The sequence below is a fragment of the Flavihumibacter stibioxidans genome (genome assembly GCF_014332695.1).
Lineage (GTDB): Bacteria > Bacteroidota > Bacteroidia > Chitinophagales > Chitinophagaceae > Flavihumibacter > Flavihumibacter stibioxidans.
Genome location: NZ_MBUA01000023.1, coordinates 542,437 through 555,164 on the forward strand (window position 1 = coordinate 542,437; position 12,728 = coordinate 555,164).

Sequence of the window (12,728 nt, forward strand, 5' to 3'; positions counted from 1 at the left end):
GTTTCAAATCAGAATACCACTTTCAGGTTTACGCCAACATACCGGAGGGATGGATCGCTGAAGTTTTCAGTACCCCCGTCTATATCGGAATATTTAAACTGTTTGGCATGGTAAAAAAGGTTCTGTCCCACAGCCGAAATGGATGCACCCTTCGCGCTGACCTTGCCGGTAATGCTCTTTGGTAAATCATACGTGAGTGACACTTCACGGATCTTCAGGAAAGTAGTTACATACGTATCAACAGTAGAAGGTGATCCGCCCCAGGCAGTACCCTTGTGCATAGCCTCCGTATAAGTCTTGTAGGTAACAGGAACATCATTGGGCGCAAACTGCCTGGTATCCTTGGTGATATTTCCGTAGGTGTCGAAGCTCACTTCGCCCGACACCACTTTCACGCCCTGGCCTACATAATTCTTCGAGCCCGGGGTATTGGCATCCAGATAACGCTCTGGTACAACCGAATTAGGGTGTGATCCTGCTCTCCACATATACATCTCCGTTGTAGTCTGGGCCAATCCACCCACGCGACCGTCCATGGAAATATTTAACTGCCAGTTTTTGTACTTAAGTGCCGTACCGAATCCCCAGATCCAATCGGGATCGCTGTAACCATAACGGGAATCATAACCCGAATACAAAGGCACCCCGTTGTTATGGATAATATTCCCCTGCGGATCCTTCAGATAATCCCTCAGGATATAATGGTCTGCTCTTTCACCCACTTTAACCCAGGGCCTGTCAGCAGAAAACTGATCATCCAGCCGGGTGTAGTAGCGTGCATATTTAGACCAGTTGGCAGATACATCCAGTCTCCAGTCCTTCGTTTTCAGGGCCGTAACATTGGTAAAAATCTCCACGCCCCTGCGGGTGATCTCTTCGTTTATGTTTATATAGTTGCCGGTATAACCCGAAGCCGGACTGATACCTGTTGAACGCAGGAAGTCATACATCCTCTTGGAATAATAGGTTACATCAACCGTTACCCTGTTCTTAAACAGGTTGGCAACGGTTCCCACTTCAAAAGTATTGGCTGATTCAGGCCTTACATCCGTACCGCGGATTGTGGTGGGATAGTTGGCTGAGTTCAGGGTTCCCCACGCATTGGTGGTAATGCCATAGGTGGAATTGATGCTGTAAATCCCGGCGGGCATTTTTGAAGTAGCCCAGGAACCACGGAGTTTCCACATGCTCAGCCAGTCCATCTTCGGCAGCAGTTCGGAAGCTACAAAGCTGGCCGAAACCGAGGGGTACAGATAGGAGCGGGTGGATTGCGGCAGGGTGGATACCCAGTCGTTCCGCAAAGTTCCTTCCAGGAAGGCGAAATTCCTGTACGATACACCCAGTCGGCCGAACAGACTGTTCGACTGGCGCTTATACAGGCTGGACGACACGTTCACCGGATTGATGGAGGATTTGAGGGAATAGAACCCGGGGATGGACAAACCGCCGCTGGTGCGTGATTCAATGCCTTCGTCCTGGTTGTAATAGATTGATCCACCCACAAAACCGTCCACCTGGAAATCACCGAATTTCTGGTTGGCAGAGAGGATCACTTCATTGTTGCTGCTGTAACCGCGGCCTAGTCCGAGATTATACGAACCCCTCATGGATTCACCCCAAACCTGGGTACCATTCAGGATAACCGTGGAACTGCCCGCACCCTGGAAAGAGCCTTTGGAAACCTGGATATCCTGCCGGTTGCTATAAGTGTCATAACCGGTCCTGAAAGTCAGTTTCAGCCAGTTGGTGAAATCGTAGTTCAGCATCAGTGATCCGCTGAAAATATCCTTGTTCACACTGTGTGTGCGCTCGAAGCGGTCAAAATAGGGGTTGTTGTTACCGGCGGTAAAGCTGCTGTTCTGAACCTCATTGGGAACCAGCCAGTAGTCGCGGTACTGCCTTACATCCCAGTCGCTGGCCGACCAGATCAGCATGGAGTACATGGGATCATAGCCTGTATAACCGCTGAACCCGATATTGGGCGAGCTGTTTTTATTATAGGTCAGGCTGGAAGAGAGGGTGAATTTGTTGAATTTCATCTCACCGCCGATACCATAAGTGATCTTGCTGAATTCTGAATTGGGATAAGTGCCCTTGTTACGGACCCAGGTGGCGGAAGCCCTGAAGCTGCCGAGCTCACCCTGCTGGGTTACATTGATATTATTATTCAGGATGGAACCCTGCTCCAGGAAATTCCTGAAGTTGTCCTTGCCAATGGGCAGGTAGGGCATGGCTTTCATGGACTTGCTAACCGGATCCCATTGCACCACTTCACGGCCATCCATGGGAACACCCCAGGAGCCATCGGCGGAACGGGCATAGGTGTTGGTGGCGGTATTCACGACGCGGCCGAACTCGGACTGCAGTTCGGGAATAGCCAGGTAACCGGCCGAAAACATGGAACTGCTGTTGAAAGTCACGGACAATCCCTTGTAGGCGCTTCCCTTTTTGGTAGTAACCATCAGGGCGCCACTGGCACCGCGGAAACCATAAAGTGCAGATGCCGTAGCACCTTTCAAGACACTGATGTGCTCGATATCGTCTGCGGGGATATCCCGGAGCGTCATATTACCATAAGGAACCCCGTCGATCACCAGCAAAGGCGTTTCACCCCTCAGGAGGACGGTCGGCTCCTCGCTGAACTCGGTACTGTTGCGCACCAGCATACCCGCAACCTTGCCGGTAAGGGAAGTGGCCACATCAATACCTTTCACCGTCTGAAGTCCATCACCCTGTACCGCCTGAACGGAATAGCCCAGGGCTTTATCCTTGCGCTTGATACCCAGGGCAGTAACCACCACATCCTGCAATTCCTCTGTTTGGTTGGCCAGGCTGATGAGCAGGTCGGGCTGGTTCTCCGCCACCCGAACCGACTGGCTGGTCATGCCTACATAACTGATGGTCAGCAGGTCGTTTGGCTTTGCGGCCAGGGAAAACCGGCCATTGTCATCCGTATTGGTTCCCTGTTTTGTTCTTTGGTTTAAAATAGCCACCCCACTGAGCGGGTTGCCCCCGGAATCCTTCACCTGCCCCCGGACGGTAAGGTCCTGGGCAAAACCGACAGACACCGTAATGATTGCAAACACCATGAGCAGGAAGCCATGGCGCATTTTTCCCCAGTTAAACCAGGGCGATAGCAGCAGTTCGTTTCGCATAATTTTGTGTTTACAGATGCTGAAATTCTTTCTTTGATTTCAGGCCCAAATTTCCCCCGATGCCTTCTGGAAACAAAAAATACAACCCCTACAACAACACTACAGTACGGAAATTTATTATTGGTTATCAATGATTTAAAACCCAACAAAGACAGTTTTTAAAAAATGGGTTGGCTATGTGCACCAGCTTCAGTAGAATTACACTCTGTAGCCTTGTGGATGGCTCCTTTTACCGGATGAAACGTTTGATACCCATATTAGTGACTGGATTTCTCCTCCTGTTTCTCTTGCCGCCGGATGCCCGGGGGCAGCAGGTGATCGGTCTGCCCCAGGTGACCAACTTCCCCCATGAACTGACCCGGGCCGGTACCCAAAACTGGAAAATCGGGCAGGATCGATTCGGGGTGATGTATTTTGCCAACAATTCCGGATTGCTGAGTTTCAATAGCAAGGAATGGAAGCTTTTCCGCCTTCCTAATAAAACCGTATTGCGAAGCCTTGCCATCGCCGATGACGGCCGGATTTATACCGGTGGACAGGACGCCATTGGCTATTTTTTCCCCAACGAAAGAGGCGTACTCGAATATTTCTCCCTGACCGGACTGCTGGAAGAGTCCGACCGCTCTTTTGGGGATGTGTGGAATATAGTTATCCACGACAGCACAGTCTTTTTCCGTACAACAACCAAAATTTTTGAGATCCGGCCTTATAGCGGTGTAGCCCACACCCACCTGGCGGCAAACGGCAGCAGCTGGACTTTTATGGGTTTGGCACAAGGCCGTCTCTATGCCCAGAATGGAAGCCAGCCCCTTGTCGTGCTGGCGGAAAATAGCTGGATGGCTGTCCCGGGTGCACAAACCTTAAAGGACCTGTTTCTCATCAACATGCTTCCCTACCAGGGCGATACCCTTCTGCTGGCCACCCTTCATAACGGGTTATTCCTGATGACAGCCGGGCAAATCGAGCCAATGGAGGAAGCGACCGCTTTAAAAAAGGAAAGAATTTACACTGCGAGGGAAATCAGTCCCGACCTGTATGCCCTGGGAACCGTTTCCAACGGAATCCTGCTGATCAACCGGGCGGGACAGGTGGTTCGGCATTTCAGCACGCACAACGGACTGGAAAACAATAATATCCGATCAATATTTGCCGACCGGCAGGGGAATTTATGGGCGGGACTGGATGAAGGGGTAGCCATGATAGATTACCTGTCGCCCATCAGTAAATTATCGCCGGCTCCCAAAAGCAGGATGGCAACCTATACCTCCCTGGTGCATGAAAACAAACTCTATGTCGGCACTTCGGATGGCCTCTATTTCGCTCCCCTGACCGGACCCGTCCATGGGGACATCAGCCAGAGTAAGGGAAATTTCAGCCTGGTTCCCTACAGCATGGGGCAGGTATGGAGCCTGCAAACCATCGAAAACCGGCTATTCATGGGCCATCACGAAGGATCTTTCCTGGTGGAAGGGAACAAAGCCCGGTTCCTGAGCCGCAGGGGCGGGGGCAGTTGGTTATTCCGGCAGCTACCCGGAACATCAAAGATTTTAGCGGGAGGTTATACCGGACTGCAATCGCTCGGGTACAAAAACGGTAGTTTTTCGGTGGATAACGCATTCAGGAATTTGCTGGGCGAAACGCTCCGGTTTGTGGAAATAGATTATTCAACGCACACCGTTTGGGCTTCCCATCCCTACCGGGGCATCTACAAAATAACCATGGCACCGGATTATAGCAGTGCCGTTGCGGTAAAACTATATACCACCGCCAACGGCCTGCCCGGCAATAACAACAATTTCGTGTTTACCCTCAATGGCGAACAGGTCTTTGCCACTGAAAAAGGCATCTACAAATTTGTTCCCTCCGCAGACAGGTTTGTCCCCTCAGAAGCCTATGCCGGCATATTCGGCCATCTCTCCATCCATTTTATGCGCCGGGATGATAAAGGCCGAATCTGGTTCGCCACACCGGGAAGAATGGGTGTGGTGGAGGATGACAAGCTGCGGTATTTCCCGGAATTTGACGGGCAACTGGTAGGTGCTTTCGAAAACATCTATCCCTACAACGACCAGAACATCCTGATTGGTTCCAACAATGGACTGATTCATTTTAATTATCACCAGTACAAACAAAGAGATAATAATATCATAGCCAGGATAGGAAAAGTAACCATCACCCGAAAGCAGGATTCGCTGCTTTTTGGCGGATATTTTACGCAGGATAACAAAATGCTGGACAGCCAGGGAAACAAATCTATAGCTGTACTGCAGCCTTACATGAATGCCTTCCATTTTGAATTTCACAGCAACCTGTTTAGTCACGCTGATAAAATTATGTACAGTCACAAAATGGTCGGGCTGGACAATGAATGGTCGAGCTGGACAGATAAATCCAGCACCGACTACACCAACCTGCCTCATGGTGAATACCGATTTGAGGTAATGGCCCGGGATAATCTCGGCAATATTTCGGCTCCGGCCTCTTATTCATTTATCATTACCCCATTCTGGTACCAGACCAGACTGGCTTATTCATTGTACGCGATATTGCTGATATCGGGAGCAACCGGCATGTTCCGTTTGCATAACAGGCGATTGAAACACCAGCGGCTAAAATTTGAAAAGGAAGAAGCTCAGTTAAAATACCTGCACGAACTGGAACTGGAAAGAAATGAAAGAGAGCTGGAGCGTAACGAGCGGGAAATCATCAAGCTGAAAAATGATCACCTGGAAACAGAAGTCCGCTATAAAAATAAGGAGCTCGCCAGCACGACCATGCACCTGTATAAACGCGGCCGATTACTGACGAAAATAAAAGAGGAACTATCCTGGGCCACAGAAAGGCTGGCAGGGAAGGAAGAAAAAAAGGATTTTGTCAAACTGCTGAAATTAATTTCAGCAGAAGAGAAAAGCGACAACGACTGGGAACAGTTTTCCATCCACTTTGATGAAGTGCATAACAGCTTCCTGCAGAATTTAAAAGCAGCTTATCCCGATCTGACACCCACGGATATGAAGATCTGTGCCTATATCAAAATGAACCTGTCTTCCAAGGAGATGGCACAACTGCTGAGCATCACCATCAAGGGAGTTGAAATTGCCAGGTACCGGCTGCGGAAAAAACTGCAATTGACACCCGATGTGAACCTGGCTGATTTTATTGCAGGAGTAAGGCCAAACCAGTAATTTATTTTGTTGGAGCGCGTTAGGAATTGATTGATGGGGTTAGATATGCTGGTCCAGCAAAATAGTGTTACCATCCGGATCTGTCAAAATAAAACTAGCGGGACCGGAACCATTTTCATCTGCTTCGCTGACAAACTTCATTCCTTTCTCTTTTAAGCGGCGCTGGATCTTCCTGATATCTTCGAATCCCTTTACCTCCTGGGCGTTTTCATCCCAACCCGGATTAAACGTGAGGATATTGTTTTCAAACATACCCTCGAACAAGCCAATCAATGCATTGCCATTTTTCATGATCAGGTAGTTCTTATCCATGGCGCCGGCAAAAACCGTGAAGCCCAGTTTTTCATAAAACTCCCTGGAGACATTCAGGTCCTTCACTGCCAGGCTGATGGAGAATGCGCCCAGTTGCTGTTGCGCCGGGTTGGGGGATTTTTTTCCTGCGGAAACACTAAGCCTGGCAAGACCAATACCCGCCAGTGCCAACCCTATATATTTTAACCAGTCTCTCCTGTTCGGTTTCATAGCTGAAATTTAGGTGGTTTAGGTGGGTGATTTAGGTGTCTGACATGTGGTGTCTGACATCTATGATTTCTGAATCCGTTAATCTCAGATGTCAGACACTACATGTCAGACACCACATGTCAGACACCTAAATTAATTCTTTCGCCCTAACATTTCATTGGCCCGGAACTGATCCTGAGCCAACACCAGGCTCAGACCCTGAGCGAACCGCGGAAGCCCCTGGCAGCATAGTAGGATTGGGCCCCGTTATGATAAACAAACGCCTGGCCATAACGAAAATCCCCAAAGATGGCGCCACCCAGCTTCCTGATACCAGCCGGCGTTTTCAGCCAACTGGATGTCTTCATGTCGAAATGACCCAGGCACTGCAATTCACGGTATTGCTCTTCCGTGAGCAACTCTATGCCCATGGCCGCCGCCATATCAACAGCATTGTCCATTGGAGCAAACTCCCTTCTGGATTCAAGTGCCTCCCTGTCATAGCAAATACTCCTGCGACCTTTGGGACTTTCCACGGAACAGTCGAAAAATATAAATTCACTATTCTCTGCATCGTAGCCGACAACATCAGGCTCACCGCCCGTTCTTTCCATTTCATGAAGCGACCAACATTTCGAATCACTGGCCTCCAGCCTGGCCAGTACCTTATCCCAGTCAAGGCTTTTATGACGGTACATGTTTTTCTCAAAACGCGACTGTAAAATATCCAACAGCTCAGCCCGTTGTTCGCTGGTTAAAATTGAATGTGTTGATTTTGACATACGCATATAAGGACAACTGCAGAGTAACTCTCCATTTGCAGGTCAGGTTTTCAGGCTTTCCGTAAAATCTTCTCCATTTTTTTCCCTTTCGCCAACTCGTCCACCAACTTGTCTAAATACCTTACCTTTTGTGTCAACGGATTGTCGATTTCTTCCACCCTATAGCCGCAGATAACGCCGGTTATGAGACTGGCATCTGGGTTTAATCTGGCCTTCTTAAAGAAGGTGTCGAAAGTTACTTTCCCAGCAATCAGCTCCTGGAGCTTCCCTGCATCAAAACCGGTCAACCACTCTATCACCTGATGCAATTCTTCTATCTTTCTGCCTTTCTTCTCCACTTTTGCCACATAATGCGGATATACCGAAGCAAATGTCATTTTTGCGATACGCTCATTGTGTTCGGTAGTTGTATTCATGCACTGAATATTTTACGCTTATTTTACAAGCATTAAAGCCTTTCTAACCTGCCTTTTCTTTTTACTATATTCTTATAATCCCACTGGATTTCTCTTGATTTTTGCAGCCATCGCATCAAATCGTTCTCCACAATTTCAGAAATACTATTGTAAAATATTGAAGCGTCTTTAAATTTTTGTCCTCTCAGGCTCAACTCCTTTTCATCAAAGTCGGCCCCACTCCAAAACATTAACCTGATGCCGGCTTTTTGTTTGCTATACCCTACAATTGGATTGCCATCCAAAAACCAGACGGGATGAGCGTGCCAGATTTTATTCTCCGCATCGGCCAGCTGTTTATTTATAATAGTGGCCAGTTGGTCACAAATTACCTTGTCAGCTAAAGTTTGTTTGTCATTATAAAGAATAATATCCTGGTTCATTGTTATTAATTTGTGTTGTTGCATAACAAAGCCAAGGGTTCGAATCAGGCACAGGTTGGATTTTCAGCACCACTGATCAATGCAAATAAATATACGGATTTCCTTCCTATAGTATAACCGTGTCCTACCAGGCTCGCTTTATGCGATACACTGTCAGCAGTCCATTTTTTATGGATGTTGGTAGCTTTTCAAATTCATCAAATTCGGAAAACGCTATGCAGTTTTTTAATTCAACAAAAGGAAAATTGTATGCAGTAATTATTGCTTATTATTTTCATATTCTAAAATGTCGCCCGGCTGGCAATTCAACACTTCGCATATTGCTTCCAATGTACTAAAACGGATCGCTTTTGCTTTTCCTGTTTTCAGGATGGAAAGATTGGACAGTGTTAAACCAACTTTTTCGGAAAGCTCGTTTAACGACATCTTTCGCTTTGCCATCATTACATCCAGGTTTACTATTATAGGCATACGCTAAATGGTTAAGTCGATTTCATTTTGAATTTCAATTCCCTTTTTTACAACCTGTACAATTACAAATAGTATCACTGCCATAAATATCCAAACGTCCGCACCTGCCATGTTCAACGATTGCAGGTCCGCAGATGCTATACCTTGTTTAGTCAGCCATACGGAATATTTAAACCCATAATGAGAGAAGAAACCAATGCCTAAAGCCAAAAAAGATTGTATACTAATAAAGCGTCTTAATTCCATACTGAAGGGTTGGGAAATCTTCAGCCTTTTTTCTGTAAATAGTTTTACAATAAGGTAAAACATTATCGCTTTCAGGACCGAAACAATAATCATTGTTAACGTGATGGCAATAAAATGTCCCCGGTCAAACCTGTAGAGTCCCGAAAGATATTCATTGCCCGCCCAAAAATTTTCAACTCCATGCGGGTTTATAAACAATGTGATAAAAGTATTGACAGCAATACCCCCGGCTTCAATACATAGTCCGATAAAAATTATCCACGAAAGTATTTGCAGTACTTTCAAAATCTGATTGGTGGTGATTTTAATTTCCATAATTATTTGGCAGTTTAATATTACAATACAAAAATCAGTATAAATTTATTGTTTATCAATAAATTTATACTGATTTTTGACAATTCTATGCAAAATCCTGGAAGTCAGGCCATTAAACCTTTTAGAGGTAATTGAGAAGTTTAGTACGAGGTAGGGCAGGCCGCCAGAAAGTACACACAGCGGTTCATCGCTGTAATGACCTGTGGAATCTGGCATTGGGTCGGACCATGGCTACACAGTGCTTACTAAATGGCTACATAGTGAATTTTACTTCCGGAAAAATGAACCACTACCATCACAGCGTGATCATGCTCCGGTTGCATTGTGGCCAGACTGTTTTTCTGCCCTCATTAAGATGGAGTGAAATATCCAGCCATGGAGAGAACAATATCAGATTACTGCGTTCCCTATTCTTCCACCCCTGGAAATATAATTCTCAACATAACGTTGCCAATAAAATAAGCATATTGACCAACTCAATATGCTGAGAGATGTTCAATTTTGGAAATTATCAGTAACTTAAGTGGCATGGTGCTCATTCAACTAACCGGATTATCTGGTTCAGGTAAGTCTACAATTGCTTTTGCAGTAAGGGCACTACTGCAGAAAGAAGGACATGCTGTTGAAGTGATTGATGGTGACACTTACAGGAAACATCTTTGTCCGGATCTTGGATTTTCTAAACAAGACAGGAATGAAAATATCCGCAGGCTGGGCTTTGTTGCAGAGCGCATGACCGCCAATGGAGTTATTGCAATCATCGCCGCCATCAATCCATATGAAGAAATAAGGCAGGAAATATCAAACTATGGCAACCATGTAAAAACGGTCTGGATCAATTGCGACCTGAAAACCTTAATAGATCGGGATACAAAGCAATTGTATAAAAGGGCATTACTGCCAGATGGGCATCCTGAAAAGATCAATAACCTGACAGGGGTTAGTGACCCTTTTGAAATGCCTGATAATGCAGACCTCATTATTGATACACATAAGCGCAGTGAAGAAGAATGCGTAAAACAACTATACAATTATATCATGCATCAATTACCCGGTTAAATTATCGGTAATCCGCCAGTCCTTCTGCCACAGGGAAAGCCCCCCTCAAATCACATATTCAAAACAGGAAATTCGCTTTTCGGGATCGTTCACTGCTATTGCTGAAGCAAATCCATCCCTCGCCAATAAATCCATAGCATACCAGGTTGAGCCATCGTATTGAAATCCCTCCGGCATAACGGGCCGAAAGCGACTTTCATCAATCAGGGAAACATCACATTGTTCCAAAGGGAACGACAAACCCTTGCCCATGGCCTTGGTAAAAGCTTCTTTCCTGGTCCAGAAACGGAAAAACAATTCGGAACGCATCTCTTCACCTGAAGTTTCAAGCAACGTTATCTCTTCCATCGCTAAAAACATTTTACCCACAGCCCCCGTATCAAATGAGGGACGGATGAGTTCTATATCAATGCCTATTTGTGCATTAAGGGTAATGGCAAACAATACCACCTCACCGGAATGGGAAAGGTTAAATGCATATTCACATTGATGCTTAACCGGTGCGTTTGCAAGAAAAGGTTTACCAAAAGCATTATACCTGAAACTGATCAGTTGGGGCTCCTTATCGAGGTAAGGACCTAATAAATTACGCAATAAACCACGGCTGGCCATGAACCTTAACCGGTCCTGCTCAAAACGAAACCTCGAAGCCCTTATGAGTTCATCTTCTGATAGAAGTCCCATCAGAAAATCTATTGCATGAACGGCCTGGTCAATGTTTACCCGCCATACATGAATTTCATTTGTGGAAATCACTCCATTTGGCAGTGCTACACACCAATTAGTTTTTTTTTCCATCACAAGATTGACTATCCGGTTTACTTCCTCTTCTTAAGGATCATCTTAATCCCTTTTTTTGGCCGCAAATTAATGACAGTCTCCAATTCAACAGGATGATCAGACTCAAGCTCCAGCTTCCAAAACCGGGCTATTGTAGCAATCGCCAATACCCCCTGCAACCAGGCAAAAGGTTCCCCGATACATGAACGTGGCCCCCGGCTAAAAGGGAAATACTCATACTTCGATCGCTGACTGGCTACGTCCCGATCCCATGCGCGGGGATTGAATTTCTCAGGATCCTCATGAAACCTGGGATCGTGGTGCATAAGGTATGGACTGAGCAGGATAATAGTACCGGCAGGAATGGTATAATCACCGATTGCAAACGCTTCAATTGCCTGCCTTGGTATCAGGTAGGATGGTGGGTACATGCGCAGCGATTCACCAAAAACCATCCTGGTATACTTCAGCTCTGCAACATCCTCAGCATTTGGTAACCGTCCCTTCAATACCCGATCCAACTCTTCATGCAATGCTGCTTCTGCTTCAGGATTCAGTGAGAGCAGGTACCAGGTCCAGGTCAGTGCCACAGAAGTTGTATCAAAGGCTGTAAGAAAAAGCGTAATGGCTTCATCGCGTATCTCCTGATCACTAAACGCATCTTTACCCAAATCACGCTGGGCTCGCAGTAACAGGGATATCAAATCTCCACTATCTGCATTCAACCTCCTCCGCTCTTCAATCATTCGATGAATTGTGCTATCCAGTCGCTTTTTCGCCTTGTAGAACCGCTTATTTTCGGGAAGAGGCAGCTTAAGCAACCATTCGGAGAAGGGTAAAGGTATCCTTCCAAACAAGCTGGTGGCCGTTTCCAGAGCCTTGTCAAGTTCAGCAGCCTCACCGGCTGTGTCAGCACCAAACAAGGCTTCACCCGCAATGGCAATACTCATATACCTCATCTCCTTTTTAATATCAACCTCCATTCCATCTGCCCAGTCTTTCATTAATTTTTCAGCGCACCCGCTAATAACCGGAGCGTAGGAGTCCAGCATATTGCGGTGGAAAGCGGGTTGAATGATCCTGGAGTGCTTCCTATGGAACTCTCCTTCACTGGTCAAAAGTCCATCACCCAACAATTCTTTGGCCATTTCCAGGGGACGCCCCTTTTTAAAATTCCTATTTTGCGTGGATAGCACTTCCTTAATGTAATCAGGGTGGTTCAGGAGAACCACCCGAATTGGCCCTATTTTAAAATGAACAATATCACCGTACTCATCTGCAATAGACTTCAGGAACCCAAGACAATCTTTCCGGAAGCTGAATAAATTCCCCAATGGGAATTTCGCTTTTGGTCCGGGTGGAAGTTTTGATTTATCTGTTGCACACATAGTTGTAA

General features: G+C 46.4%; 11 protein-coding genes. 2 read left to right on the forward strand and 9 right to left on the reverse strand.

The window, feature by feature from the left end:
- Positions 1–8 precede the first annotated feature (8 nt).
- A complete protein-coding gene (locus BC349_RS13710) occupies positions 9–3,155 on the reverse strand; it encodes a SusC/RagA family TonB-linked outer membrane protein (RefSeq protein ID WP_187257332.1) in 3,147 nt (1,048 codons plus the stop codon).
- 260 nt (positions 3,156–3,415) lie between these two features.
- Here BC349_RS13710 and BC349_RS13715 point away from each other — a divergent pair, with 260 nt between their 5' ends.
- The gene (locus BC349_RS13715) at positions 3,416–6,340 is read left to right on the forward strand and encodes a triple tyrosine motif-containing protein (RefSeq protein ID WP_187257333.1); all 2,925 of its coding nucleotides are present in this window, start codon (positions 3,416–3,418) and stop codon (positions 6,338–6,340) included.
- A 39-nt stretch (positions 6,341–6,379) separates the two neighbouring features.
- Here the strand turns inward: BC349_RS13715 and BC349_RS13720 are convergent, their stop codons facing one another.
- The 6 genes from BC349_RS13720 to BC349_RS13745 all read right to left on the reverse strand — a co-directional run bounded on the left by BC349_RS13720 (position 6,380) and on the right by BC349_RS13745 (position 9,493).
- Positions 6,380–6,862: a VOC family protein gene (locus tag BC349_RS13720; RefSeq protein WP_187257334.1), complete on the reverse strand. Its 483-nt coding sequence runs from the start codon at positions 6,860–6,862 to the stop codon at positions 6,380–6,382.
- A gap of 191 nt (positions 6,863–7,053) precedes the next feature.
- Positions 7,054–7,623: a DUF4256 domain-containing protein gene (locus BC349_RS13725; RefSeq protein WP_187257335.1), complete on the reverse strand. Its 570-nt coding sequence runs from the start codon at positions 7,621–7,623 to the stop codon at positions 7,054–7,056.
- A gap of 50 nt (positions 7,624–7,673) precedes the next feature.
- The gene (locus BC349_RS13730; RefSeq protein WP_187257336.1) at positions 7,674–8,039 is read right to left on the reverse strand and encodes a DUF2200 domain-containing protein; all 366 of its coding nucleotides are present in this window, start codon (positions 8,037–8,039) and stop codon (positions 7,674–7,676) included.
- A 32-nt stretch (positions 8,040–8,071) separates the two neighbouring features.
- Positions 8,072–8,461: a DUF1801 domain-containing protein gene (locus BC349_RS13735; protein ID WP_187257337.1), complete on the reverse strand. Its 390-nt coding sequence runs from the start codon at positions 8,459–8,461 to the stop codon at positions 8,072–8,074.
- 258 nt (positions 8,462–8,719) lie between these two features.
- The gene (locus BC349_RS13740; protein WP_187257338.1) at positions 8,720–8,932 is read right to left on the reverse strand and encodes a helix-turn-helix domain-containing protein; all 213 of its coding nucleotides are present in this window, start codon (positions 8,930–8,932) and stop codon (positions 8,720–8,722) included.
- Positions 8,933–8,935: 3 nt separating this feature from the next.
- On the reverse strand, positions 8,936–9,493 hold the full coding sequence (locus BC349_RS13745; RefSeq protein WP_187257339.1) for a DUF2975 domain-containing protein: 558 nt from the start codon (positions 9,491–9,493) through the stop codon (positions 8,936–8,938).
- Between the two features lie 528 nt (positions 9,494–10,021).
- Between BC349_RS13745 and cysC the strand changes: the two genes are divergently transcribed.
- The gene (gene cysC, locus BC349_RS13750) at positions 10,022–10,552 is read left to right on the forward strand and encodes an adenylyl-sulfate kinase (RefSeq protein WP_187257340.1); all 531 of its coding nucleotides are present in this window, start codon (positions 10,022–10,024) and stop codon (positions 10,550–10,552) included.
- Between the two features lie 45 nt (positions 10,553–10,597).
- Here the strand turns inward: cysC and BC349_RS13755 are convergent, their stop codons facing one another.
- Together BC349_RS13755 and BC349_RS13760 are read right to left on the reverse strand one after the other, a co-directional pair.
- Positions 10,598–11,236, reverse strand: coding sequence for a 4'-phosphopantetheinyl transferase family protein (locus BC349_RS13755; protein ID WP_187257341.1), 639 nt, complete (start codon positions 11,234–11,236; stop codon positions 10,598–10,600).
- Between the two features lie 134 nt (positions 11,237–11,370).
- Positions 11,371–12,720: a cytochrome P450 gene (locus BC349_RS13760; RefSeq protein WP_187257342.1), complete on the reverse strand. Its 1,350-nt coding sequence runs from the start codon at positions 12,718–12,720 to the stop codon at positions 11,371–11,373.
- Positions 12,721–12,728: the final 8 nt, after the last annotated feature.